General features: G+C 63.7%; 21 protein-coding genes. 18 read left to right on the top strand and 3 right to left on the bottom strand.

All coding sequences use genetic code 11. From position 1 onward, the window contains the following. Positions 1–57 precede the first annotated feature (57 nt). From ACJRW5_RS01220 to ACJRW5_RS01205, 4 genes are all read left to right on the top strand, one after another. Positions 58–2781: a sensor domain-containing protein gene (locus tag ACJRW5_RS01220; protein ID WP_484568717.1), complete on the top strand. Its 2724-nt coding sequence runs from the start codon at positions 58–60 to the stop codon at positions 2779–2781. 50 nt (positions 2782–2831) lie between these two features. After that, positions 2832–3485, top strand: coding sequence for a peptide-methionine (S)-S-oxide reductase MsrA (gene msrA / locus ACJRW5_RS01215; protein WP_484568716.1), 654 nt, complete (start codon positions 2832–2834; stop codon positions 3483–3485). Between the two features lie 16 nt (positions 3486–3501). Next, positions 3502–3699: a putative motility protein gene (locus ACJRW5_RS01210; RefSeq protein WP_484568715.1), complete on the top strand. Its 198-nt coding sequence runs from the start codon at positions 3502–3504 to the stop codon at positions 3697–3699. Between the two features lie 81 nt (positions 3700–3780). Next, the gene (locus tag ACJRW5_RS01205) at positions 3781–5034 is read left to right on the top strand and encodes a cyclic di-GMP phosphodiesterase (protein ID WP_484568714.1); all 1254 of its coding nucleotides are present in this window, start codon (positions 3781–3783) and stop codon (positions 5032–5034) included. A 75-nt stretch (positions 5035–5109) separates the two neighbouring features. Here ACJRW5_RS01205 and ACJRW5_RS01200 read toward each other — a convergent pair whose 3' ends face one another. Beyond that, on the bottom strand, positions 5110–5958 hold the full coding sequence (locus ACJRW5_RS01200) for a 23S rRNA (adenine(2030)-N(6))-methyltransferase RlmJ (protein ID WP_484568713.1): 849 nt from the start codon (positions 5956–5958) through the stop codon (positions 5110–5112). Between the two features lie 26 nt (positions 5959–5984). Beyond that, the gene (locus ACJRW5_RS01195; RefSeq protein WP_484568712.1) at positions 5985–6872 is read right to left on the bottom strand and encodes a LysR substrate-binding domain-containing protein; all 888 of its coding nucleotides are present in this window, start codon (positions 6870–6872) and stop codon (positions 5985–5987) included. Positions 6873–6967: 95 nt separating this feature from the next. On the opposite strand from ACJRW5_RS01195, the gene ACJRW5_RS01190 reads away from it, so the two are divergent. The 10 genes from ACJRW5_RS01190 (at position 6968) to ACJRW5_RS01145 (ending at position 21884) form a co-directional block, all read left to right on the top strand. Beyond that, the gene (locus ACJRW5_RS01190; protein ID WP_484568711.1) at positions 6968–8158 is read left to right on the top strand and encodes a YbfB/YjiJ family MFS transporter; all 1191 of its coding nucleotides are present in this window, start codon (positions 6968–6970) and stop codon (positions 8156–8158) included. Continuing rightward, on the top strand, positions 8149–9195 hold the full coding sequence (locus ACJRW5_RS01185) for an NAD(P)H-dependent flavin oxidoreductase (RefSeq protein ID WP_484568710.1): 1047 nt from the start codon (positions 8149–8151) through the stop codon (positions 9193–9195). Before ACJRW5_RS01190 ends, ACJRW5_RS01185 begins: the two co-directional genes overlap by 10 nt. 134 nt (positions 9196–9329) lie before the next feature. Beyond that, on the top strand, positions 9330–11135 hold the full coding sequence (locus ACJRW5_RS01180; protein ID WP_484568709.1) for an acyl-CoA dehydrogenase: 1806 nt from the start codon (positions 9330–9332) through the stop codon (positions 11133–11135). Positions 11136–11296: 161 nt separating this feature from the next. Further along, positions 11297–13042 (top strand): potassium/proton antiporter, encoded by a 1746-nt coding sequence (locus ACJRW5_RS01175; RefSeq protein WP_484568708.1) that lies wholly within the window; start codon positions 11297–11299, stop codon positions 13040–13042. Between the two features lie 99 nt (positions 13043–13141). Beyond that, positions 13142–16492, top strand: coding sequence for a mechanosensitive channel MscK (mscK, locus tag ACJRW5_RS01170; RefSeq protein ID WP_484568707.1), 3351 nt, complete (start codon positions 13142–13144; stop codon positions 16490–16492). A gap of 18 nt (positions 16493–16510) precedes the next feature. Then, positions 16511–17974, top strand: a complete 1464-nt coding sequence (gene selO, locus ACJRW5_RS01165) for a protein adenylyltransferase SelO (RefSeq protein ID WP_484568706.1) — start codon at positions 16511–16513, stop codon at positions 17972–17974. A gap of 169 nt (positions 17975–18143) precedes the next feature. Then, complete coding sequence (locus ACJRW5_RS01160) at positions 18144–19934, top strand: SLC13 family permease (protein ID WP_484568705.1); 1791 nt, start codon at positions 18144–18146, stop codon at positions 19932–19934. Positions 19935–19993: 59 nt separating this feature from the next. Next, positions 19994–20428 (top strand): thioredoxin TrxC, encoded by a 435-nt coding sequence (gene trxC, locus ACJRW5_RS01155; RefSeq protein ID WP_484568704.1) that lies wholly within the window; start codon positions 19994–19996, stop codon positions 20426–20428. A gap of 92 nt (positions 20429–20520) precedes the next feature. Next, a complete protein-coding gene (locus tag ACJRW5_RS01150; RefSeq protein WP_484568703.1) occupies positions 20521–20964 on the top strand; it encodes a YiiD C-terminal domain-containing protein in 444 nt (147 codons plus the stop codon). Between the two features lie 122 nt (positions 20965–21086). After that, positions 21087–21884: a universal stress protein gene (locus ACJRW5_RS01145; RefSeq protein ID WP_484568702.1), complete on the top strand. Its 798-nt coding sequence runs from the start codon at positions 21087–21089 to the stop codon at positions 21882–21884. Positions 21885–21926: 42 nt separating this feature from the next. Here ACJRW5_RS01145 and ACJRW5_RS01140 read toward each other — a convergent pair whose 3' ends face one another. Then, positions 21927–22697: a ParA family protein gene (locus ACJRW5_RS01140; RefSeq protein WP_484568701.1), complete on the bottom strand. Its 771-nt coding sequence runs from the start codon at positions 22695–22697 to the stop codon at positions 21927–21929. A 249-nt stretch (positions 22698–22946) separates the two neighbouring features. Here ACJRW5_RS01140 and ACJRW5_RS01135 point away from each other — a divergent pair, with 249 nt between their 5' ends. Genes ACJRW5_RS01135 through ACJRW5_RS01120 form a run of 4 tightly spaced genes read left to right on the top strand, consistent with a single transcriptional unit; the run spans position 22947 to position 24962 of the window. Next, positions 22947–23663, top strand: coding sequence for a beta-ketoacyl synthase chain length factor (locus tag ACJRW5_RS01135; protein WP_484568700.1), 717 nt, complete (start codon positions 22947–22949; stop codon positions 23661–23663). Next, positions 23636–24445: a lysophospholipid acyltransferase family protein gene (locus ACJRW5_RS01130; RefSeq protein ID WP_484568699.1), complete on the top strand. Its 810-nt coding sequence runs from the start codon at positions 23636–23638 to the stop codon at positions 24443–24445. The genes ACJRW5_RS01135 and ACJRW5_RS01130 overlap by 28 nt, the downstream gene beginning before the upstream one ends. Then, positions 24426–24686, top strand: coding sequence for a phosphopantetheine-binding protein (locus ACJRW5_RS01125; RefSeq protein ID WP_484568698.1), 261 nt, complete (start codon positions 24426–24428; stop codon positions 24684–24686). Before ACJRW5_RS01130 ends, ACJRW5_RS01125 begins: the two co-directional genes overlap by 20 nt. 12 nt (positions 24687–24698) lie before the next feature. Continuing rightward, complete coding sequence (locus ACJRW5_RS01120; RefSeq protein ID WP_484568697.1) at positions 24699–24962, top strand: acyl carrier protein; 264 nt, start codon at positions 24699–24701, stop codon at positions 24960–24962. Position 24963: the final 1 nt, after the last annotated feature.

Genomic DNA, 24963 nt, shown 5'->3' with positions numbered 1-24963 from the left:
CGGTTGTACCGAGAACGGATGCCTCGCCTGGTCAGCATACTGGAAGCCCAACGCCCAATGAAAAGCCATCCCGATGCCAGCGCACGCTCGGCAGCCGAGGTTGTGACGCAGTTGCCAGTGCCCTCGAGGCTCGGCATGCTGCGTTTCGAGCGCTTGAACGAGCCGAGCTGGGCACTGCTGTTTCTCGACCCGGCCTGCGAGCGCAAACTCGGCATCAGCGCCGCTGATCTCTGCGCACTGATCGATGCTCCCTACGCCAGCCTGATGGAGCCCGAAGCGCGCTACCGGCTGCACGATGCCATCCAGCAACAACTGCTGCAGGGCCAGCACTATCTGGTGCGCTACACCCTGCATACGCCACAGGGCGCGTTGAGCCTGCTGGAGGTCGGCGAGCCGTTCAAACAACACAATCGTCAGTTGCTTCGTGGCTACCTGTTGATCGCCGATGAACACCTCGGCATGTATCTCCCCGATGACCGGGAACTGGTGGCGCAGAACCAGCAACTGCGCGATTCGCTCCAGCAGTACCAGCGCACTCAGCATGATCACCTGCAACACCTCGCTCGCTCGCATACCCAACAGCAGCTGATCGTGCGCCTGTCACGCCAGCGCTACGTTTCCAGCGACCCGCAACAGGAAGCCGCGGAGCTCATTACCCAAGCGGCCTGCGAGGTTTACGGGGTGGCCCGGGCAGGCATCTGGCAACTGCGCAACGAGCGCCTCGACTGCATATCGCTGTACCGCCGTGACCTCGAGCGGCATGAACAATTGCCGCCGGTAGATGCCCGACACGTCCCCAGTTACCTGGAGGCACTGCAGAGCGGCCGGGCTATCGATGCCCATGACGCGCAACAGGACCCGCGCACACGCGAACTGAGCGCCGACTATCTGGCCCCGCTGGGTATCAGCTCGATGCTCGATGCAAGCATCCGCATAGAAGGCGAAGTGGTCGGCATCCTCTGTCTCGAGCATATGGGGCCTAAACGTAACTGGCAGGCAGACGAAATTGCCTTTGCCGGCGAACTGGCCGACCAGTTCGCCCAAGTCCTGATCAACCAGGAGAGGCGTTCCGCCACCAGCGCCCTGAATCTGTTCCAGCGCGCTGTCGAACAGAGCGCCAGCGCCTTCCTGCTGGTCGATCGCGATGGCCGCGTTGAATACGTCAACCCGAGTTTCACTGCCATCACCCTGTACAGCAGCGACGAGGTCTGTGGCCATAGACTGTCCGAGCTGCCAGCGCTGGCCAATCTCAGCGACCTGTTGTTCGACGCAGACTCGAGCCTGGCCGAACACAGCAGCTGGCAAGGCGAATTTCGCAGCCGGCGCAAGAGTCAGGAGCCCTACTGGGGCCATCTGTCGATCTCCAAGGTCTATGGTGACGACGGCGAGCTGACCCACTACATCGGCATCTACGAAGACATCACCGATGCCAAGCTGGCGCAGCAGCGCATCGAGCGCCTGGCTTACACCGACAATCTGACCAATCTTGGCAACCGCCCCGCATTCATCCGCAGCCTGGAGGAGCGTTTCGCGCGTAACAGCCGGCGGCCCATGGGGTTGCTGTTGGTGGACATCGACAACTTCAAGCGCATCAACGACAGCCTCGGCCATCAGACGGGTGACAAGCTCCTCTCCGCCCTGGCCCGTCGCCTGCGCAATAGCCTGGGCACCCAGGGCACGCTGGCACGTTTTGCCAGCAACGAGTTCGCCATTCTCCTGGACGGTAGCGATCAGGAAAGCGGCCTGCACATCGCACAACAGGTGCTGCAGACGCTGGACAAGCCGCTGTTCGTCGACAATCAGTTGATCAGTATCACCGGCTCGGTAGGCCTGGCCATCGCCCCGGAACATGGCGAAGACCCGCAAACCCTGATGAAGCACGCCGGCCTGGCGCTGCACAAGGCCAAGGCCAACGGCAAACATCAGGTGCAGCTGTTCACCGAAGCACTGAACGCCGAAGCCAATTACAAACTATTCGTCGAAAACAACCTGCGCCGGGCGCTGACCCAGAGCGAGTTGGAAGTCTTCTACCAACCCAAGCTGTGCCTCAAGAGCGGGCAATTGCTGGGCATGGAAGCGCTGCTGCGCTGGCAGCACCCAGAGAAGGGCATGATCCGCCCGGACCAGTTCATCAGCGTCGCCGAAGAAACCGGTCTGATCATCCCCATCGGCAAATGGGTGGTGCGCCAGGCCTGCCGCATGAGCAAACAGATCGCTGCCATCGGCCTGGGCGAACTGCAAGTGGCGATCAACCTGTCACCCAAGCAGTTCTCCGACCCGGATCTGGTCGGCTCCATAGCTGCCATCCTTCACGAAGAACAGCTCGACCCACGACTGCTGGAGCTGGAGCTGACCGAGAGCCTGCTGCTGGAAGCCACCGATGACACCCGCCACCAGCTCGGCCGCCTGAAAAGCCTGGGCCTGACCCTGGCCATGGATGACTTCGGCACCGGCTACTCATCGCTGAGCTACCTGAAGAAGTTTCCCATCGACGTGATCAAGATCGATCGCAGCTTCATCAAGGACATCCCCGACAACCAGGACGACATGGAGATCACCTCGGCGGTGATCGCCATGGCCCACAACCTCAAGCTCAAGGTCGTTGCCGAAGGCATCGAAACCGGCGCTCAGCTCGGCTTTCTGCGCCGCCAGCAATGCGATGTCGGTCAGGGCTACCTGTTCGACAAACCGATCCCGGGCCGCGAGCTGATCGACAGCCTGCGCCGCTACCCCTGCCGGCCGCAGGCCGAAAGCGGCCGCAAGACCGACCAGCGGACGTAACACGCGGCCATCGACCGAGTCCAAACTCAGCCTTTAATCAGGAGATCGCCATGGTTCTGCGTTCCCAGATACTCGTTCACAAACTGGCCCTGCCAACCGCCGAGCAGGCCTTGCCGGGCCGCAGCGAAGCGCTGCCGGTAGCCAGCACCCATTACGTCAATGGCAACCCGATCAAAGCGCCCTTCCCGGCCGGCTTGCAGCAGGCGGTGTTTGCTCTCGGTTGCTTCTGGGGCGCAGAGCGGCGCTTCTGGCAACAACCCGGCGTGTTCAGCACGGCGGTCGGCTATGCGGGAGGCTTCACCCCCAACCCCACCTACGAGGAAGTCTGTTCGGGCCTGACCGGGCATACCGAAGTGGTGCTGGTGGTATTCGACCCACAGCAGACCAGCTTCGAGGCGTTGCTCAAGGTGTTCTGGGAGGCGCACAACCCGACTCAGGGCATGCGCCAGGGCAACGATCAGGGCACCCAGTATCGTTCGGCGATCTACTGCCAGGACGACGTCCAACTGAGCGCTGCGCTGGCCAGCCAGGCACGCTTCCAGGCAGAGCTGGACAAGGCCGGCCTGGGCGCCATCACCACCGAGATTGGCCTGGCACCGACCTTCTACTACGCCGAAACCTATCACCAGCAGTACCTGGCAAAAAATCCCAACGGCTATTGCGGCCTGGGTGGAACAGGCGTATGTCTACCCCCTGAATCTTGAAGTCGAGCAGATCGCCGTGGACATAAGCAGCATTTCCAGTCAGGTATCCAGCCAGGCATCGGCGCAGATGGCCGCGCAGATGTCGCTGTTGCTGCTGCGCAAGACGCTGGAACTGCAGGCCGCCAACATCGGCGGCCTGATGCAGTCGGTGGCGCCGGCCAGCATGCCGAGCAATCCGCCGAACCTGGGCAACAGCATCGACGTGATGGCCTGAGTCCGAGAGAAAGAAAGGCTGACCGGCGACCTGCGCCGGACTAAACTGCCGGCCAATAGCCATCACCTGCGCGAACACGGCATGTCTGCCAGCACTCCCTACATCACGCCCGAACAACTCTGTGTCGGGCTCTATGTGCATCTCGACCTGAGCTGGTGGGAGCACGACTTCGCTTTCAGCAACTTCAAGATCAAGGACGAGGCGCAGATCCGCGCCCTGCGCGCTCTCAATCTCAGGCAATTACGGTACGACCCGGCGCGCAGCGACTGCCCGCCGCTGGAACTTGCCGCAAGCGCCCCCGAACCCGAACAGGAAGAGGTGCCGGACGATCCTGAGAGTCGCGCCCGCGAGGAGCGCGTGCAGAAGCTGCGCCATCTGCGCACGCGCCTGGCCGAAGTCGACCGGCGTTTCATCGAAACCAGTCAACGCATCAAGGCCCTCAACCAGACCCTGCGCAGTCGCCCCGAAGACGCCATGCGTCAGGCCGGCGCCATCGTCGGCGAGATGGTCGAAACCCTGCTCGGCGCACCCGGCGTGGTCCTGCATGGGATTACCGGCAAAGCCGCCGAAGACAGTTACTTCCACGCTCTCAACGTGTCCGTGCTGTCGCTGCTGCTCGGCCGCCAACTGAGGCTCGACAGCGAGGCCTGCCACAGCCTCGGCCTCGGCGCCTTGCTGCACGACATCGGCAAACTGGAAGTGCCGAGCAAGGTGCTACTCAAGCCGGAGCCACTGACCCGCCCGGAACAGCAACTGCTGCAGATGCACACCGACTTCGGTATGCGCATGGGCCAGAAGCTGATGCTCGACGACGAAGTACTGCGCATCATCCATGAGCATCACGAGCATTGCGATGGCTCCGGTTATCCACGTGGCCTGCGCGAGGCCGGCATTGGCCGACTGAGCCGGCTGGTGGCCATTGCCAACCGCTTCGACAACCTGTGCAACCCGCTCGATCCACGCCAGGCGCTGAGCCCACACGAGGCCCTGGCGTTGATGTTCAAGCAACAGCGAGAGCATTTCGATGACGTGGCGCTGAAGGCCTTCATCCGCGTCATGAGCGTCTACCCGCCAGGCAGCCTGGTGCAACTGCAAGACGAGCGCTATGCGCTGGTGCTGGGCATGAATCCGAATCAGGCGTTGAAGCCGACGCTGGTTGTCTATGACCCGAACCTCCCCAAACAGGAAGCTTTGATCGTCGATCTGGCCGAAGAGCCCGGATTGACCATCGCCCGCAGCCTGCGCCCGTCGCAGCTACCGCTGGAGGTGCTGGAATACCTCAGCCCGCGGCGCAACCTGAGCTATCACATCGAGCCTAATCACAAGCCAGGTTGAAGTCCGACTACGCGCTGAAACGCGCATTCGCGAGCTCGGGAGTAGGGTGCGCCGCGCGCACCACCTGCAAGCGTGCTAACCAGCCGGTTTCTCCTCGACCAACCAGTCCAGCCGCCAACCACCCTGGCTTTGCCCCAACGCGTCGGCCAGCCACGGCAGCAGTTGTCTGAGCTCGTCCTCCAGCCCCCAAGGTGGGTTGCTGATCACCAGCCCCGAGCCAGTCAGGCGCGCCGCGTCGTCCGGAGCATGCACATAGAGTTCGGCGCGCAGCAGCTTGGGTGCAGCACTCTTGCCCAGATCGCGATAGAAGCGCGCAAGCTGGCGCTCGTCCTTGATCGGGTACCAGATCGCCACAATGGCCTGGCGCATGCGCCCGTGCGCCTCGTTGAGGGCTTCGACGCAGCGTTGCAGCTCATCGGTCTGCTCGAAGGGCGGGTCGATCAGCAGCAACAGGCGCTTCTCGCGAGTCGGCATCAGTGCCCGTGGCACATGCCAGCCCTCCCCCAGGTGCACGGCCACACGACGGTCGCCACGCATGTTGTCCTTGAGCAGCCGACCGTCATCCGGGTGTTTCTCGTTGAGCTGCAGACGGTCCTGCTCACGGCTGAGCAGCCGCGCCAGTTCAGGCGACCCTGGGTAGTAGCGCAGCTCACCATCGGGGTTCATCGCCCGCACCACGTCCAGGTAGGCCTCCACCGCGTCCGGTAGCTGCGTGGCCTGCCACAGGCGACCGATGCCCTCCTGGTACTCGCCGGTACGACTGGCCTGATCACCTTGCAGGTCATACAGGCCGATCCCGGCATGGCTATCGAGGTAGGCGAAAGGCGCCTCCTTCTTCGACAGCAGGGCGATCAGGCGGGTCAGCAGCAGGTGCTTGAGCACGTCGGCGTGGTTGCCGGCATGGAAGGCGTGGCGATAGTTCATGAAGGTCTCCGAAGCAGCCGTGGAGTTTACTCGCTGAGCGAACTTTGCGCGCGCATCTGCTCCAGCAACAGGGACAACGGCGGATGCTCGCCAGCGTCGCGACGCCGCGCCAGCAGGGTGGTGGTCGCTCCGAGTTCGGGGGCGATGGCCTGGTAATGCACCAGATGCACGCGAGGGTGGTGTTCGAGCAGGCTGCGCGGCAGCAGGCCGATGCCCATACCCGCGGCGATACCGGCGAAGATCGCATCGATCGAACCATAGCTCTGCCGCGCCGCCACCTGCAGGTTACTGGCGAGTGCCCAGCGCTCCAGGCGCTCACGGTAGTGACAGCCTTCGGGAAAGCCCAGCAGCGTTTGTGGCCGTGCTCCCAGCTCGGCGGCGTCCTGGCCCGGCGGCAACACCAGCATCAACTCCTCCTGCCAGATCGGCAGGCAATCGAGCTGCGGATGCTCGAACGGCCCGCCGATCAGCCCCGCATCCAACGCCCCACTGAGCACCTCCTCGACCAGCCGCCTGCTCGGCCCCGTACTCAACTGCAGGTTGACCCTTGGCGCGCGCTGATGGAAGGCCGCGAGCAGCTCGGGCAGGCGCACGGCCGCGGTGGTTTCCATCGAGCCCAGACGCAGATCACCACTCCAGACATCCTCCTGCACGCTGCGCCAGGCCAGCTGGCACAACTGTTCAAGATGCTCGGCATGCGGGCGCAGGCGCTCACCCGCCTGGCTCAGCCGCAGGCGCTGGCCCTGGCGGCGGAACAGGTGCGTGTCGAGCTGCTGCTCCAACTGACGCAGGCGGGCCGAGACATTCGACGGCACGCAATTGAGCCGCGCGCCGGCGGCGCTTAGAGAGCCCTCACGCACAACGGCGAGAAAATAGCGCAACAACTGCGGGTTGAGACGTTGCCAGGCATCCACTGTTCTTTCACCAAAAGTGAAAATTGATCGCAGTATTTTTCACTAACAGTCCTGGCAGGACAACGACTAAGGTGCGCAGCACGACCGGAGGCCAGATGTTCAGACTCGACCGCGACTGCTTCAACGCCCTACTCGCCGCCGCCCTGGCGCTGGTGGCCGTGCATGCCCTGGGGCGTTTCGCCTTCACTCCGCTGTTACCACTGCTGCTCGACGATGGTCTGTTCAGCCTTGCCCAGGGCGCCCAGCTGGCGACCTGGAACTACCTGGGCTATTTGCTTGGCGCCTTGCTCGCCCTGCCCATGGCCAGCCCTCGCGGGCTACGTCTTGGCCTGCCGGTCGCGCTGCTGCTCAATGCCGGTCTGACCCTGGCACAGGTCTTCACCCGCGACATCGATATGCTCGCCTTCCTGCGTCTGAGCAACGGCATCAGCAACGGCGTGGTCTTCGTGCTCGCCCCGGCCCTGGTCCTGGAATGGCTGGCCCTGCGCCAGGCCACGGCGCTGAGCGGCCTGGTCTATCTGGGGCTGGGCGGCGGCATGCTGCTGTGCGGCCTGCTGGTCGTACTCACGCCCTGGCAGGGGCCGCTACGCTGGCTGCCGATGGCTCTGGTCGCCCTGCCGCTGGCACTGCTCAGCGCAGCAATGCTGCGACGCCTGGCCCAACAGCTGCCCACCCTTTCCAAGGCCCGCACGCACGGGCGACTGATCGACCGCAGCAGCCTGCCGCTGCTATTGGCTTATCTGGGCGCCGGCCTGGGCTATATCCTGCCGCTGACCTTCCTGCCCGCACTGGCCCGTGAACAGTTGCCGCCGGATCACCCCCTGGTGCTCGGCAACTGGTGGTGGACCGCGCTGGCGTGTCTGATCTCCGCCAGCCTGTGGAATCACGTCGGCGCCTGGCTCGGTGACCGTCGCGCCCTGCAGAGCAACTACCTACTGCAACTGCTGGGAACCGCCTTGCCGGTCCTGTTACCCGGCCCGGTCGGGGTATTGGGCTGCGCCGTACTGGTCGGCGGCACCTTCATGGGTACCGTCCTGCTCACGCAGCGACTGGCCCGCACCCTCAAGCCGGACCAGGGCCCGCGCCTGGCGGCGTTGTTGATCAGCCTCTACGGCAGCAGCCAGCTGATCGGCCCCTGGTTCGTCGAACACTGGACCGCCGCTGGTTACAGCCTGACCAGCAGCTTCTCGATTGGCGCACTGGCCCTGCTATGGTCGCTGTTCTGGACCTGGCGCACGCCTACCGCACTCACATCCATTGAAAGGGGCAAATCCTCATGTTCGTGAATGACCTGTTCGGCAGTGAACTCCCCCTGATCCAGGCGCCCATGGCCGGTTCGCAGAACCACCGACTGGCCGCTGCCGTGTGCCAAGCCGGCGGCCTGGGCTCACTCCCCTGCGCGATGCTCACGCCTGCGGCCCTGCGTCAGGAGCTTGAAGCGCTGCGCGGCTTGACCCAGCGCCCGTTCAACCTCAACTTTTTCAGCCATGTGCAACCCGAGCCGGATACCACGCAGGAGATGTGCTGGCGAGAGGCGCTGGCATCCTACTACCGGGAGCTGAGCGTGGATCAGGCAGCCATCGCAAGCGGGCCCGGACGCCTGCCGTTCAACGATGAAACGGCGGCACTGGTGGAAGCGTTTCGCCCGGCCGTGGTGAGTTTCCATTTCGGCCTGCCAGATGAAGACCTGCTGCAACGCGTACGCCGCAGCGGCGCGAAGATCCTCTCCAGCGCCACCACACTGGACGAAGCGCTGTGGCTGCAGGAACGCGGCGTCGACGCGGTAATCGCCCAGGGACTGGAGGCCGGCGGGCATCGCGGGCACTTTCTCGATCACGACCTGAGCCGTCAGCTTGGTACTTTCGCCCTGCTACCGCAGTTGGTCGATGCCCTCGACGTGCCGGTGATCGCCGCCGGTGGTATCAGCGATGCACGCGGTGTATCGGCTGCCATGGTGCTCGGCGCTGCGGGCGTGCAAGTCGGCAGTGCCTACCTGCTGTGTCCGGAGGCCAGCACCAGTGCCATCCATCGTGCCGCGCTGCAGAGCCCGACGGCTCGCCATACGACCCTGACCAACCTGTTCAGCGGGCGCCCGGCGCGCGGCATCGTCAATCGCCTGATGCGCGAGCTGGGGCCGCTGAGCGCCCTGGCACCGGCCTTTCCTCTGGCCACGGCGGCCATCGCACCGCTGCGTGCTGCGGCCGAGGCTCGCGGCAGCGGCGATTTCTCGCCGCTGTGGGCCGGGCAGAACATCGCCAACTGCCGGCCCATGCCAGCGGCCGAACTGACGCGTGAGCTGGCGCGGGGCTTCGCTCGGGGTTGAAATTCGCGGCTGAAGCCGCTCCTACGAAACGGGCATTGGCAGGATGATGTAGCGCTTTATCACGGCCAATGATGATACTGGGCAGCCGGGCGACTGGCTGCCTAGACTCGCTCGATCATCTGGAGGCCCGTTCCATGTCCGAGACACTGCTCAGCTCCCGCAACCTGGCGTTCGAACTCTACGAAGTACTCGATGCCGAAGCCCTCACCCAGCGCCCGCGCTTCGCCGACCACAACCGCGAGACCTTCGACGCGGCGATCAGCACTGCACGGGGTATTGCCGAGGAGCTGTTCGCCCCGCACAACCGCAAGAACGACGAACACGAGCCACAATACGTGGACGGCGGCGCGGTGCTTATCCCGGAGGTCGAACCGGCGCTACGCGCATTCCATGAAGCGGGCTTTCTCAACGCCACCCGCGATTTCGAGCACGGCGGCATGCAGCTGCCCAACCTGCTGTCGCAGGCCTGCTTCGCCCACTTCCAGGCCGCCAACTGCGCCACCAGTTCCTATTCGATGCTGACCATGGGCGTGGCCAATCTGATCGAAGCCTTCGGCAGTGACGAGCAGAAAGAGCGCTTCCTGCAGCCGATCATCGACGGTCGCTTCTTCGGCACCATGGCCCTGACCGAGCCGCACGCCGGCTCCTCGCTGTCGGACATCCGCACCAAGGCCGAGCCATATGCTGATGGCAGCTATCGCATCAAGGGTAACAAGATCTTCATCTCCGGCGGCGACCAGCCCATTTCCGAGAACATCGTGCACATGGTCCTGGCCAAGCTGCCGGATGCCCCGCCCGGCGTGAAAGGCATCAGCCTGTTCCTGGTACCGAAATTTCACGTCAATGCGGATGGCAGCCTGGGCGCACGAAACGACGTCACCCTGGCCGGCCTGTTCCACAAGATGGGCTGGCGCGGCACCACCTCCACTGCGCTGAACTTCGGCGACAGCGGTGAGTGCGTCGGCTATCTGGTAGGCAAACCGCACGCCGGCCTGTCCTACATGTTCCAGATGATGAACGAGGCACGCATCGGCGTCGGCATGGGCGCCATCATGCTCGGCTACGCCGGCTACCTCTACTCCCTGGACTACGCCCGCAACCGCCCGCAGGGGCGCCAACCGGACGGCAAGGACCCGAGCAGCCCGCAGATTTCCATCGTCGAGCACGCCGATGTGCGACGCATGCTGCTGACGCAGAAGGCCTATGTCGAGGGTGCCTTCGATCTCGGCCTGTATGCCGCGCGACTGTTCGATGATACCCATACGCTGGAAACCGCCGAAGACCGCACCCATGCGCTGGAGCTGCTCGACCTGCTCACGCCCATCGTCAAATCCTGGCCTTCGGAGTTCTGCCTCAAGGCCAACGAGCTGGCCATCCAGATTCTCGGCGGCCACGGTTATACCCGCGAATACCCGGTGGAGCAGTACTACCGCGACAACCGCCTGAACCCGATTCACGAAGGCACCCACGGCATCCAGTCCCTCGACCTGCTCGGCCGCAAGGTGTCGCAGAACGGTGGCGCGGCACTCAAGCAGCTGCTCAAGCTGATCAATGCGTGCTGCCAGCGCGCCAGCGAATATGAGTCGCTCACTGCCCTGCGCCAACCGCTGGAACAACTGGTGGCGCGCCTGCAGGCGGTGACCCTGGCGCTGCTCGGTGACCTGATGAGCGGCAAGGTCAACCAGGGCCTGGCCAACTCGGCGCTGTACCTCAAGGTGTTCGGGCACACGGTGATCGGCTGGCGCTGGCTGGAGCAGGCGATTCGCGCCGAACAGGGCCTGGCCCGTACCGACAATGCCGAGGAGCAGGCCTTCTACCGTGGCAAGCTGCAGGCTGCGCGTTACTTCCTGACCTGGGAGGTGCCAGGCTGCCACCACGATCTCGCCATCCTAGAAGCCCGCGACGATACCTGCCTGAGCATGCAGGACGCCTGGTTCTGAGTCAGTTGGAGCAGCATCGAAGCGTCCGCCCAGCGGCCGCTGCGGGGCTAGCTCGAAAAATGTAATAACCTTTTTGACAGCAGTACGAAGGCTACGGTTAGAATCCCTGGCACGCGCCATGCATAACGGCGCACCGTCCACCCAGCCAGGAGTACGCGCATTTGGATGCCAGCGCCATCAACAATCTGTTCTTGATCGGCGCCTTGTTGGTAGCAGCCAGCATTCTGGTCAGCGCGTTCGGGACACGTTTCGGCATCCCTATCCTGGTGATCTTCCTTGGTGTCGGCATGCTCGCCGGCACCGACGGCCCTGGCGGCATCGTCTTCAACAATTACCCCCTGGCCTATCTGGTCGGCAACTTGGCGCTGGCGGTGATCCTCCTCGACGGCGGCATGCGCACTCGGGTTTCCAGCTTCCGCGTGGCCTTGTGGCCCTCACTGTCACTGGCCACCATCGGGGTGATGATCACCGCCGGCCTGACTGGCATCGCGGCCGCCTGGCTGTTCAACCTGACCCTGCTGGAAGGTTTGCTGATCGGCGCCATCGTCGGCTCCACCGATGCCGCCGCGGTATTCTCCCTGCTGGGCGGTCGCGGCCTCAACGAGCGGGTCAGCTCGACCCTGGAAATCGAATCCGGCAGCAACGACCCGATGGCGGTGTTCCTCACTATCACCCTGATCGCCATGCTCGCCAGCGGCCAGACTGGCTTCAGCTGGGATCTGCCGATCCAGCTGGTGCAGCAGTTCGGCCTCGGCACGCTGCTGGGCCTGGGCGGCGGCTGGCTGCTGCTCAATCTGATCAACCGCATGGAACTGGCCACCGGCCTGTATCCCCTGCTGGTGGTCAGCGGCGGCCTGATCATCTTCGCCATCACCACTGCCGTGGGCGGCAGCGGCATTCTCGCCATCTACCTGTGCGGCCTGTTGCTGGGCAATCGCCCGATTCGTTCACGCCACGGCATCCTGCACATGCTCGACGGCCTCACCTGGCTGGCCCAGATCGGCATGTTCCTGGTGCTCGGCCTGCTGATCACGCCACATGAGCTGCTGCCCATCGCCCTGCCGGCGCTGGCCCTGGCGCTGTGGATGATCCTGTTCGCCCGGCCGCTGTCGATCTTCCTCGGCCTGCTACCCTTTCGCGCCTTCCACGACCGCGAGCGCATGTTCATCGCCTGGGTCGGCCTGCGCGGCGCGGTGCCGATCATTCTCGCCGTGTTCCCGTTGATGGCCGGGCTGCCCAACGCACAGCTGTTCTTCAACGTGGCGTTCTTCATCGTGATCATCTCCCTGCTGCTGCAGGGCACCAGTCTGCCGCTGGCGGCCAAGCTGATGCGCGTTACCGTACCGCCGGAGCCGGCACCAGTGTCACGCGCCGGGTTGGAGGTGCATCCGACCAGCCAGTGGGAGCTGTTCGTCTATCGCCTGGGTGTGGAGAAGTGGTGCATCGGCGCGGCCCTGCGCGAACTGAACATGCCGGAAGGCACCCGTATCGCAGCGCTGTTCCGTGGCCGTGAGCTGCTACACCCATCCGGCAGTACGCGCCTGGAAGCCGGCGACCTGCTTTGCGTGATCGGCCACGAGCACGACCTGCCGGCCCTCGGCAAGCTGTTCAGCCAGGCGCCCAAGCGTGGCCAGGATCTGCGCTTTTTCGGCGACTTCGTGCTCGAAGGTGACGCCGAGCTCAGTGCTGTTGCAGCGCTCTATGGCCTGAAACTGGGTGACATCGAAGGTAACCAGTCGCTCGGGCGCTTCATCGCCCATGAGATCGGCGGTGAAACCATCGTCGGCGATCAGGTGGAATGGCAAGGCCTGACCTGGACCGTAGCGGCCATGGAAGGGAACAAGGTGCGCAAGGTTGGCGTCAGATTCCCCGAAGGTGTTCGTCCGGGGCCCGGGCTGCACTTCTAGGACTCTGCTAGCATCAGCACCACACGCGGGCCACAGGCCCGCGTATGCGTTAAGCCGCCAGTATTCTCATCGCCACCGCCATCGGTAGATCACTTCACCATGCACCTGTCGCGCCTGCCCCTCGTTGCCATCCTGTTCGCCCTGTGCCTCAGCCTGCCGCCGGCGTTCGCCGACGAACCGCCAAAAGCCGAGAACGTCCAGCAGAGCCTGGACAGCCTGGCCGACCGCAAGCTGCCTGAAGCTGAACAGCTGGCCATGAAGCAGACGCTGGAACAGACGCTGCGCATGCTCAAGGATCGCGACGCAGCCGAGCAACGCCTGAACGACTTGCGCAAGCAACTGGACGAAGCCCCCCGCCTGATCACCGAGTCTCAACGCGAGCTGACCCGGCTCAAGGCCAGCCCCGATCAACCGGTCGCTGAACGTCATGCGCGCACGACGCTGCCGCAGCTCGAACAACTGCTGAACGAACGCTCCAGCCAGCTCAGCGAATGGAACAAGGCGATCATCGAAGCCAATAGCCTAGTGATTACCGCCCAGACTCGCCCGGAGCGCGCGCAAGCGGAGATCAGCCAGAACCAGGCACGCAGCCAACTGATCAATGACAGTCTCAAGAGCGGTCGCTACGAGGGCAAATCGCTGAGCCAGGAGCGCCGCGACCAACTCAATGCGGAACTGGCCCTGCTCGCCGCGCAGACCCAACTGCGCCGCCAGGAACTGGCCGGCAACAGCCTCCTGCAGGATCTCGGCAGCGCCCAGCGCGCCTTGCTCGAAGAACGCATCAACCGTGCCGAGCAGGAGCGTCAGGCCCTGCAGAGCCTGATCAACGAGCGACGTCGCGCCGAGTCGGAACAGACCGTCGCCGAGCAATCGCGGGAAGCCGAGCGCGCCAGCTCGGACAAGCTGCTGGCCAAGGAGAGCACGCTCAATCTCAAGCTATCCGACTACCTGTTGCGCGCCACGGATCGCCTCAACCGTCTCACCGAACAGAATCTGCAGACGCGCCAGCAGTTGGACAACCTGGGCCAGGCGGAACAGGCGCTGGACGAGCAGATTCGAGTTCTGCAGGGCAGCCTGCTGCTGTCGAAAATTCTCTATCAGCAGAAGCAGGCGCTGCCTCAGCTCAAGCTTGAAGACGGCTCGCTGGCCGATGAAATCGCCGATATCCGCCTGTACCAGTTCGAGCTGAACAAGCAGCGCGAAGAGACTCGCGACCCCGCCCGCTATGTGGACAACCTGCTGGCCAACCAGCCGGGTGAAGAGATCACCCCGGAGCTGCGCACGGCCCTGCTCGACCAGCTCGACACCCGTCGCGAACTGCTCGACCGCCTCAACCGCTCGCTGAACGCACTGCTCAATGAGTCGATCACCCTGCAGCTCAACCAGAAGGAGCTGCAAAGTACCGCCAGCAGTCTGCGCGCCACCATCGACGAGCAGATGTTCTGGATTCCGAGCAACAAGCCACTCGACCTGGACTGGCTGAAATCGGCTCCCCGGCATCTGCAGCAGCAGCTCGCCGACATGCCCTGGGCAATCGCCATCAGCGAACTGGGTGCGGGGCTGATCGACCGTCCCCTGGTGTTCCTGCCGCTGATCCTACTCTGCGCGCTGATCCTCAGGCGCCGTCAGTATCTGTTCAACAAGCTCGGCAGCCTGCATGGCGATATCGGCCACTACAAGCACGATAGCCAGCTACACACTCCGCTGGCTCTGGGTCTGAACCTGATCCTGGCGCTACCGGTGGCCCTGTTCCTCGCGCTCTGCGGCTATGCCCTGCTGCACGACGCCCGCGGCCAGAACCTCTATCTGGGCGGCGCCCTGTACGAGATGGCCGAAGCCTGGCTGGTGTTCTACACCCTGCACCGGATTCTCTCGCCCGATGGCGTGGCCATCCTGCACTTCCACTGGCCGCCGGCCAACGTCACTTTCTTCCGCCAGCATCTGCGCCGCCTGGGCCTGGTGGTGATGGCGCTGGTCGCCGTGGTGAGCATCGCCGAACATCAGCCGGCGAGCCTCGCCAACGACGTGATCGGCATCGCCGTGGTATTGACCTGCTACGCCCTGATGGCCTGGCTGCTGTTCCACCTGCTGTTCAACGCGCCGCTGCGCGAGAACGCCTCCGGGCTGCGCACCGGCCTCGGCGTGCTGTTCAACCTACTGCCACTGGCGCTGATCGGCGCGGTCGCTTTCGGCTACTACTACACCGCGCTCAAGCTCACTGACCGGCTGATCGACACTCTGTATCTGCTAATCATCCTGCTGATCGTCGAAGCCACTCTGGTGCGCGGCCTAAGCGTTGCAGCACGGCGCCTGGCCTACCAGCGCGCCCTGGCCAAACGTCAGGCACAGAGCAAGGAAAGCCTGGACGGCGAAGCACCGGTGGAAGAGCCGACCCTGGATATCGAGCAGGTCAACCAGCAGTCTCTGCGCCTGATTCGCCTGGCCCTGCTCGGCGGCTTCCTGGTCTGCCTGTACGCGGTCTGGGCCGATCTGATCGGCGTGTTCACCTACCTCGATACCGTCAATCTGTACGAGTACAGCAGCGGCACGGGAGACGCAGCAACGCTGGTCCCCATCAGCCTGATGGACGTGCTTGGCGCGCTGATCATCGTCGCCATCACCGTAGCGCTGGCGCGTAACCTGCCTGGCCTACTGGAAGTGCTTGTGCTGTCACGCATGCGCCTGGCGCAGGGCAGCGCCTACGCCACTACCACACTGCTGTCCTACGCCCTGGTCGCGATTGGCATCGTCAGCACGCTGTCCACGCTGGGGGTCAGTTGGGACAAGCTGCAATGGCTGGTGGCAGCGCTGTCGGTCGGCCTGGGTTTCGGTTTGCAGGAAATCTTCGCCAACTTCATTTCCGGCCTGATCATCCTCTTCGAACGCCCGGTGCGTATCGGCGACGTGGTGACCATCGGCAACCTGTCCGGCACGGTAAGCAAGATCCGCATCCGCGCGACCACCATCACCGATTTCGACCACAAGGAGATCATCGTCCCGAACAAGACCTTCATCACCGGCCAGTTGATCAACTGGTCGCTGACCGACACGGTCACCCGCGTCACACTCAAGGTTGGCGTGGGCTACGGTTCGGATCTCGATCTGGTGCGCAAACTGCTGCTGCAGGCCGCGCAGGAAAACAGCCGGGTGCTGAAGGACCCGGCGCCGATTGCCTACTTCCTCAACTTCGGCGAAAGCACGCTGGATCACGAGCTGCGCATTCACGTGCGCGATCTCGGCGACCGTAACCCGGCCACCGACGAGATCAACCGTTTCATCGACAAGGAATTCCCCAAGAACGGCATCAACATCGCTTTCCGCCAGGTCGAGGTGTACGTGAAGAACTTCGAGCACGGCGAGCAGAAGCTCGACCAGAAAGACCTGGCGAAAGCCGCAGCAGCAGGCGCCGCCAGCGTGCAAGACACGCCACCGCCACCCGCCACATCCTGACCTGCAGAGGAGCCACAGGTGAAAAGCCTCGACGAGCTGACCTTCGACAACCGCTTCGCCCGCCTGGGTGATGCCTTCTCTACCGAGATGCTGCCCGAGCCCATCGAGCAGCCCCGGCTGGTGGTGGCGAGCGAGTCGGCCATGGCCCTGCTCGACCTGTCGGCAAGCGAAGCGCAACGGGAGGAATTCGCCGAGCTGTTCGCCGGACACAAGCTCTGGGGTGAGGCCGAACCACGGGCGATGGTCTATTCCGGCCATCAGTTCGGCGGTTACAGCCCGCGCCTGGGTGACGGCCGTGGCCTGCTGCTCGGCGAGGTGCTGAACGAGGCAGGCGAACACTGGGACCTGCACCTCAAAGGCGCCGGCATGACCCCCTACTCGCGTATGGGCGACGGCCGCGCCGTGCTGCGCTCGTCGATCCGTGAGTTTCTCGCCAGCGAACACCTACACGCGCTCGGTATTCCCAGCTCACGGGCGCTGTGCGTGACCGGCTCTGACACGCCTGTCTGGCGTGAGAAGAAGGAAAGCGCCGCCATGGTCCTGCGCCTGGCACGCAGCCACGTGCGCTTCGGCCACTTCGAGTACTTCTACTACACGCGCCAGCACGAGCAGTTGAAGGTGCTCGGCGAGCACGTGCTGGCCTGCCACTTCCCCCATTGCCTGGAGCAGGCGGAGCCGTGGCTGGCGATGTTCCGTGAGGTGCTGGAGCGTACCGCGCAGATGATCGCCTACTGGCAGGCCTACGGTTTCTGTCACGGCGTGATGAACACCGACAACATGTCGATCCTTGGCATCACCTTCGACTACGGCCCCTACGCCTTCCTCGACGATTTCGATGCCAACCACATCTGCAACCACTCCGACGACACCGGTCGCTACAGCTTCAGCAACCAGGTACCGATCGCTCATTGGAACCTCGCTGCACTGGCCCAGGCGCTGACGCCCTGCGTCGCCGTGGAGCAACTGCGCGAAACGCTGGAGCTATTCCTGCCGCTGTACCAGGCCCACTACCTCGACCTGATGCGCAAGCGCCTGGGCTTTACCCAGGCCGAAGACGATGACGAGGCACTGATCCAGCGCCTGCTGCAACTGATGCAGGCCGGCAAGGCCACCGACTACACGCTGTTCTTCCGCAAGCTCGGCGAGCAGCCAGCAGCCGAAGCGCTGCAGGTGGTACGCAACGACTTCGTAGACCTCGCCGGCTTCGACGCCTGGGCAGGCGACTACCAGGCCCGCAGCGACCGTGAAGGCGGCGAGCAGGCCGAACGCCAGGCGCGCATGCAGGCGGTCAACCCGAAATACATCCTGCGCAACTACCTGGCCCAGAAGGCCATCGAAGCCGCCGAACAGGGCGACTATGGCCCGGTGCGCGAACTGCACGCCGTGCTCAGCCGTCCCTTCGATGAACAGCCCGGCATGCAACGCTACGCCGAACGCCCGCCGGAGTGGGGCAAGCATCTGGAGATCAGTTGCTCGTCGTGAGCAGCGACTGGGACGTCCCCTTGATGGCCTTATCTGTTAAACCGAAAAGGCATATCAATCTACCCAAACATTCTTAGACTATCTAAGAGAAGCCCTCTATCTTGGCGCCCAGCCAGGCCGCCCCAGCGCGTGCCGATACCTCACACGAGATTCGCTGCCAAGGATTTTCATGCCCTGGGACTCCCTGCCCCTGTTGTTCGTCGGCGCCCTGCTGATCTGGGTGCTCTATGCTTTTGTGCGGGAGAAATGGAGCCCGGACATCGTCGCCGCCATCGCCGTGGCCGCGCTGCTGGTCAGCCAGTTGCTGACGCCGGGCGAAGTGCTCAGCGTGCTGTCCAACTCGGCGCCGGTGACCATCGCCTGCATGTTCGTGCTCTCTGCCGCGCTGGAACGCACCGGCTGCATCGACGCGCTGGGTAACTGGCTGGGCAATCTGGTCGGCACCAGCCCGATCCGCGTGCTGACGGGCCTTACCATCACCGCCCTGGTGGTCTCGGCCTGCCTCAACAATACCCCGGTAGTCGCCATCCTCACCCCGGTCGCCATCGCCCTGGCCCGCCGTGCCGGTACCCTGCCCTCCAAACTGCTGATTCCGCTGTCCTATGCCACCATCCTCGGCGGCACGCTGACCATGATCGGCACCTCGACCAACATCCTGGTCGATGGTGTCGCACGCAAGGCTGGCCTGGCGCCGTTCGGCATCTTCGAGATCACTGGTGCCGGCCTGATCATGGCCGCTGTCGGCATGCTGTATCTGCTGACCATCGGCCACCGCCTGCTGCCGGAGCGTGAAACCCTCTCGCGCCAGCTGCGCCCGGACCTGTCGCGCACCTTCATGACCGAACTGCTGGTGCCACACGACTCGCCGATGATCGGCAAGACCCTGCACGAGGCCAACCTCAATGGTGGCAGCGGGCTGCAGGTGCTCAAGCTGTTCCGCGATGAACAGGAACTGACCGAGCCTGGCGCAGGCACCCTGCTCGCCAGTGGCGACCGCCTGATGCTGCATGGTCAGGTCAAGGATGTGGTGGAACTGCGCGAGAGCGGCCACCTGAGCTTCAATCGCGGCGATGCGTTCGAGACCATCAGCAGCCACGACGTGATCCTCGCCGAAGCCATCGTCGGGCGTAACTCGCGCTACAGCCACCGACCGATGCGCGACCTCGACCTGACGGCGCGCTATGGCATCGCGGTGTTGGCGATCCATCGTCAGGACGAAAACGTCCAAGGCAACCTCGACGACTTCCAGCTGCAGTTCGGCGACGTGATGCTGGTCGAGGGCACGCCCGCGCAGATCAAGCGCTTCGCCGACAATGGTGAACTGATCAGCCTCAATGCCGTGCAGGAGCGCGCCTTCCGCCGCGACAAGGCGCCGATTGCGATCATCGCTACGCTGGCGGTGATGCTGCTGGCGGCCTTCGGTGTAATGCCCATCGAAGGCCTGGCGATCATCGGCGCCGTCACCGTCCTGGCGACCCGCTGCCTCGACGTGGAGGACGCCTACAAGGCGGTGGACTGGAAGATCCTCAGCCTGATCTTCGGCATGCTGGCCATCAGCATCGCCATGGACAAGGTCGGCTTGGTCAAGCTGCTGGTGGAGAATGTCATGGGCTGGCTGCCCTGGGCTGGCCCGCTGCTGATGCTCAGCGTGATCTATCTGTTCACCTCGATCCTTACCGAGATGCTGTCGAACAATGCCGTTGCCGTGCTGGTGACGCCGATTGCCATCGGCCTAGCCCAGCATCTGGGCGTCGACCCGCGCGCCTTCGTGGTCGCGGTGATGTTCGCGGCCAGCGCCAGCTTCGCCACCCCGATCGGTTACCAGACCAACACCTTCGTCTACAACGCCGGGGGCTACCGCTTCACCGACTTCATGAAGGTCGGCGTGCCGCTCAACCTGTTGCTCTGGCTGGTGGCCACCGCGGTCATTCCCTGGTTCTTCCCGCTGACGCCGATCTGACTTGATATTCGCTGGCGGCGACTCCATCTGAGCAGCATGTTTTCTGGAGCTTTGCCGTCATGTCCGATCCCCTGCTGATTCCCTGCCCGCACTGCAACGGGCTCAATCGCCTCCCCAGTGAGCGCCTGCAGGACAGTCCACGCTGCGGCCGTTGCAAGGCGCAAGTGCTACCCGCCAGCCCCTTCGAGCTGAACCAGCGCAACTTCGCCAGCCAGCTCAAGGGCGACCTGCCCCTGCTGGTGGATGTCTGGGCCAGTTGGTGCGGCCCCTGCCAGGCGTTCGCCCCGACCTTCCAGCAGGCTGCGGCTCAACTGCAAGGTCGCTGCCGCCTGGGCAAGCTGGACAGCGAGGCCAACCCGCAGCTCTCCGGACAACTGGGTATCCGCTCGATTCCCAGCCTGATCCTGTTCAAGGGTGGCATGGAGGTTGCCCGCCAGAGCGGCGCCATGCCTTTGCCGCAATTGCTGGCCTGGCTGCACCAGCAAGGCCTGTGAGCGCTTCGGTCAACGCGCTCGGGCGCTGAGGTCAATTGCAGGGCAGGGTCCAGCCTTTAGGCTGGGGCGATCACCACCCCTGGAGTCGCACCATGCCACTGCCCACGGAAATCGCTCGCCAGCTGACCGAAGAACAGATCGCCTTCGTCCACCGCAGTGGCCTCAAGGCCGAGGTGCTGGAGCCCGGTTTCGTGCGCCTGCGCATGCCCCTGCAAGGCAACCAGAACCATATCGGCAGCATGTACGCGGGCGCCCTCTTCACCCTGGCGGAGATTCCGGGTGGGGCCCTGTTTCTGACCAGCTTCGACACCCAGCGCTTCTACCCCATCGTCAAGGAGATGAACCTGCGCTTTCGCCGCCCGGCCAGCAGCGACATCCAGGTGGAGGCGCGTCTCTCGACCGAGGAGATCGGTCGCCTGGAGGAACAGGCACGACAGCAAGGCAAAGCGGATTACCTGCTGGAACTGCAACTGACCGACGGCGCCGGAGAAGTGGTCGCGGAAAGTCGCGGTCACTATCAATTGCGTTTACGCTGAACGACGCCGCGACCGGCATACGCAATCGGTAACAGTCCCCGACCTTGCCATAGGTCAAAAGAGCGGCTATCTGAACAGGCACAATAAAATTGCCGACGGGTATCGGCAGGAGAGCCGTCACCATGTTCAACCACATTCTTATCGCCCATGACCTGCGCGACACCGCCGACATGGCTCTGTGCCGCGCCGCCCAGCTGGCCAAGCAACACAATGCCAGCCTGACCATTCTCCATGTGCTCGATCCCAGCCAGAGCAGCGAGCAGCACGAGAAAGCGCGCCAGGCTCTCGACCGCAGCCTGACCCAGTACGCACCGGCAGGCACTGCGCTGCGCATGCTCAGCGGCAAGCCCTCGGAAGTGGTACTGCAACAGGTCCAGGAGAGCGGCTGCGACCTGCTGGTGTTGGGCGGCCATCATCAGCGCCATGACTTCTTCTCCGGCACCAGCCTGGACCGCATCGCCCGCCGCTGCACCGTGCCGCTGCTGCTGGTCGCACGCAATGACGTTGCCCCTTATCAGCGAGCACTCGCCGCCATCGACTTCTCTCTGTGTGCCTGCAGTGCCCTGGGGCAAGCCTATCGACTACTGCCCGAAGGCGCCGAGCTGCATGCGCTGCATGTGTTCGAGCCGGACAAAGGCACGCCGCAGCAGGTCGAACTGCAGCTGCAAACGCAGCGCGGCCTGATCGACCAATTGCTGCATGACGAGGCGCAAAGCCTGCCTCCAGGCGGTCCCAAGCTGAGCCATGAGGTACTGCAGGGCGGCATCCTGCGCAGCCTGCAGGAGCAGATCAAGAGCCGCCGCGGCGAGCTGCTGGTACTCGGCTGCCATGGTCGCAGCGCCTTCTCCCAGGCGCTGCTCGGCAGCCTGGCCCAGCACTTTCTGCACAAGGCCCCATGCGACGTATTAGTGGTGCGCTGACAAAAAAGGCGCCCGTAGGCGCCTTTGATTTCTACCTGCCGATCAGGCCTGATTGAGCAGATCATGCAACTCGACGAACTGCTGAGTCAGCTTGTGCCGTGCATCCAGATGGATCAGCGGCGTACACACCTGGTGCGACTCGCGCATCTTCACCGAGCTCATCAGATTGACCGGGAGAACCGGCAGGCCTTCGGCTAACAGCTCGTCCAGCAGTTGCTGCGGCAACGAGGCACGCGGCTGGAACTGATTGACCACGATGCCCTCCACCTCCAGCGCCTCGTTGTGGTCCTCGCGCAGCTCTTCGATTTCGGCCAACAGCCCGTACAGCGCGTTGCGGGAGAAGCTGTCGCAATCGAAGGGGATCAAGACCCGGTCAGCCGCGATCAACGCGGAAACCGTGTAGAAGTTCAGCGCAGGCGGCGTGTCCAGGTAGATGTGGTCGTAATCCTCAGCCAGCTCGTCGAGCAGTTTGCGCAGCTTGTTGATCTTGTGCTTCTGCTCGAGCTTGGGCTGCAGCTCAGCCAACTCTGCCGTGGCGGTCACCACATGCAGGTTGTCGAAAGGCGTTTCATAGATATCGACCTTGCCCTTCTTGGAGAAGGGCCCGGAAGACAGGGTCTGCTTGAAGAAATCGGCAATGCCCACCGGGATTTCTTCACCAGTGAGGCCGGTCAGGTAGTGGGTCGAATTGGCCTGCGCATCCAGATCGATCAGCAACGTCCGATAGCCTTGCGCCGCACTCACCGCCGCGAGATTACAGGCGATACTGGACTTGCCCACGCCCCCCTTCTGGTTGAACACCACTCGTCGCATCGCTGCTCTCCCTGATCCCGAATGTTCCGAATTCTATGCAAAGCCCATGACAGGCACGAGACGTAGACCACAACGCCATCATCCGCCCATCAGAAGAAGCTGCGCAACATTTGCACAGTGCCGCGCGCATCTAGATAATGCCCGACCGAATTAGTACCGGCACTATGCCATGGATCTGACTGATAACGTTTCTTTCAGGTGCTTCGTCGTGTCGATGAGTATGCCCGGAGTGGCGAAAAGCCTCGTGCTATGAATTTCCAGATCGAAGGATTGCGCGCCTGGGCCCCTGGCCTGGAGTCAGTGGATGATTGGCGTGCCTGGTGCAACGCCCCCGTGGTCGTGCCCGACGACCAGCAACAGCCTGACGTAAGCTTCCTGCCGGCCATGCAACGCAGACGTCTCAGCCGGCTGGCGCGGATGATGTTCCACGTCGCCTGGCCATTGGCCGATGGGCAAGGCCCGCTGCCGCTGGTGTTCGCCTCTCGTCACGGCGAGACGCCGCGAACGCTGGCCATCCTCGAAGAGCTCGGGCAAGACGAGCCGCTCTCGCCCACCCAGTTCAGTCTGTCGGTACACAACGCCATCATCGGACTGTGGTCGATCCTGCGCGAGGACACCAGCGAAATGACCGCCATGGCCGCCTCCGGCGACGGCCTCGAGCAGGCCATGCTCGAGGCCAGCGGCCTGCTCGCCGAGGGGGCGCCTGCAGTCCTGTTAGTCGTCGCGGAAGAATTGCCGCCCGCCCTCTACACACCCTATATAGATGACGTACCCTTCTCTTACGCGATCGCGCTGCTGCTGAAACCGGGCAAAAGCTGGAGCTTGAGCCTCGCACCTGCCGAATCCGGCTTACCCGCCGCCTGGCCACATCCCCTCAACCTGTTGCGCGCGATCCATGGCGAGCAACGAACACTGACCCACTACTGGAAAGGCCGCCAATGGACCTGGTCACGCAACGAGGACTGAGCCCTTACAGCGCTCCCTATGCCTGGAGACTGGTGGCCACCGCGCTGAGCTTTACCCTGTTCGGGGTGGGCGGCGTGCTGCTGCGCGTACTGGTGTTCCCGCTGCTCAGCCTCCTGCCTGGTGACGTCCTGCGCCGACGCACTCGCGCTCGGGCCGTAGTCAGCTGGACCTTTCGCGTGTTCGTTCAGTTCATGTATCGCACGGGCGTACTCACCTATGAGGTCGAGGGCGCAGAGCGTCTCGGGCGCCCCGGGCAGATGGTGATCGCCAATCATCCGTCGCTGATCGATGTGGTGGTGCTGATAGCCTTCATCCGCGACGCCAACTGCGTGGTCAAGCAGAGCCTGTGGGAAAACCCCTGCATGCGCGGGCCGATTCGCGCGGCCCAGTACATCAGCAACAGCGGCAGCATGGATATGCTCGACGAAGCCGCAGGTGCGCTGCAGAGCGGCGAAACATTGATCGTATTTCCCGAAGGCACTCGCACCGTGCCCGGCAGCAACCCGGAGTTCCACCGTGGCGCAGCAGCGATCGCCGTGCGAGGTGCGAGTATCGTCACGCCGGTGGTGATCAGCGTAACGCCCACCACCCTGACCAAGGCCGAACCCTGGTACAGCATTCCGTCGCGCCGCTTTCACTTTCGCCTGCGAGTCGGGGAGGATATCGACCCGCGGCAATTCACCGAGCAGGCCCCACTGCCTATCGCGTCGCGCAAGCTCAATGACCATCTGCATCAACACTTCATGAAGGAGCTCGCAACAGATGAGCGATCTGCAACTTGAAATCAAGAACCTGATCATCGATGCCCTTGGCCTCGAAGACATGAGCGCCGATGATATCGACGCCGATCTCACCCTGTTCGGTGAAGGGCTGGGCCTGGACTCGGTAGACGCACTGGAGCTGGGCCTGGCGATCCAGAAGCGTTTTGGCATCAAGATCGACGCCGAAGCGAAGGACACCCGCAAGCACTTCGCCAACGTCGCCAGCCTGGCAGAGTTCATCTCCGCCCGCCAAGCAGCCTGAGGATCGCCGCCCATGCAAAACCGCGATGAAATCTTCGCCACCCTGCGCAGTGCGCTGGTGGAGTTGTTCGAACTGGATGCCGAGCGCGTGACGCTGGAAGCGAACCTGTACGAAGACCTGGAAATCGACAGCATCGACGCCGTCGACCTGATCGACCATATCAAGCGCCAGACAGGACGCAAACTCGCCGCCGAGGAGTTCAAGAGCGTGCGCACGGTGGGTGACGTGGTGGAAGCGGTGTACCGCCTGATCAACGCCCCCCAGCCCCAAGACTGAC

The sequence above is a fragment of the Pseudomonas pichavaramensis genome (assembly GCF_050473265.1).
In the GTDB taxonomy this organism is placed as follows: Bacteria; Pseudomonadota; Gammaproteobacteria; order Pseudomonadales; family Pseudomonadaceae; genus Aquipseudomonas.
Note: the sequence above shows the minus strand (reverse complement) of the source record. Positions and strands in the feature narration are given on the sequence as shown.

Coding starts and splice junctions, on each gene's coding strand:
- ACJRW5_RS01220 (WP_484568717.1), top strand. CDS start 58: ATGAAAAGCCATCCCGATGCCAGCGCACGCTCGGCAGCCGAGGTTGTG.
- msrA (WP_484568716.1), top strand. CDS start 2,832: ATGGTTCTGCGTTCCCAGATACTCGTTCACAAACTGGCCCTGCCAACC.
- ACJRW5_RS01205 (WP_484568714.1), top strand. CDS start 3,781: ATGTCTGCCAGCACTCCCTACATCACGCCCGAACAACTCTGTGTCGGG.
- ACJRW5_RS01200 (WP_484568713.1), bottom strand. CDS start 5,958: ATGAACTATCGCCACGCCTTCCATGCCGGCAACCACGCCGACGTGCTC.
- ACJRW5_RS01190 (WP_484568711.1), top strand. CDS start 6,968: ATGTTCAGACTCGACCGCGACTGCTTCAACGCCCTACTCGCCGCCGCC.
- ACJRW5_RS01185 (WP_484568710.1), top strand. CDS start 8,149: ATGTTCGTGAATGACCTGTTCGGCAGTGAACTCCCCCTGATCCAGGCG.
- ACJRW5_RS01180 (WP_484568709.1), top strand. CDS start 9,330: ATGTCCGAGACACTGCTCAGCTCCCGCAACCTGGCGTTCGAACTCTAC.
- mscK (WP_484568707.1), top strand. CDS start 13,142: ATGCACCTGTCGCGCCTGCCCCTCGTTGCCATCCTGTTCGCCCTGTGC.
- ACJRW5_RS01160 (WP_484568705.1), top strand. CDS start 18,144: ATGCCCTGGGACTCCCTGCCCCTGTTGTTCGTCGGCGCCCTGCTGATC.
- trxC (WP_484568704.1), top strand. CDS start 19,994: ATGTCCGATCCCCTGCTGATTCCCTGCCCGCACTGCAACGGGCTCAAT.
- ACJRW5_RS01150 (WP_484568703.1), top strand. CDS start 20,521: ATGCCACTGCCCACGGAAATCGCTCGCCAGCTGACCGAAGAACAGATC.
- ACJRW5_RS01145 (WP_484568702.1), top strand. CDS start 21,087: ATGTTCAACCACATTCTTATCGCCCATGACCTGCGCGACACCGCCGAC.
- ACJRW5_RS01140 (WP_484568701.1), bottom strand. CDS start 22,697: ATGCGACGAGTGGTGTTCAACCAGAAGGGGGGCGTGGGCAAGTCCAGT.
- ACJRW5_RS01135 (WP_484568700.1), top strand. CDS start 22,947: ATGAATTTCCAGATCGAAGGATTGCGCGCCTGGGCCCCTGGCCTGGAG.
- ACJRW5_RS01130 (WP_484568699.1), top strand. CDS start 23,636: ATGGACCTGGTCACGCAACGAGGACTGAGCCCTTACAGCGCTCCCTAT.
- ACJRW5_RS01125 (WP_484568698.1), top strand. CDS start 24,426: ATGAGCGATCTGCAACTTGAAATCAAGAACCTGATCATCGATGCCCTT.
- ACJRW5_RS01120 (WP_484568697.1), top strand. CDS start 24,699: ATGCAAAACCGCGATGAAATCTTCGCCACCCTGCGCAGTGCGCTGGTG.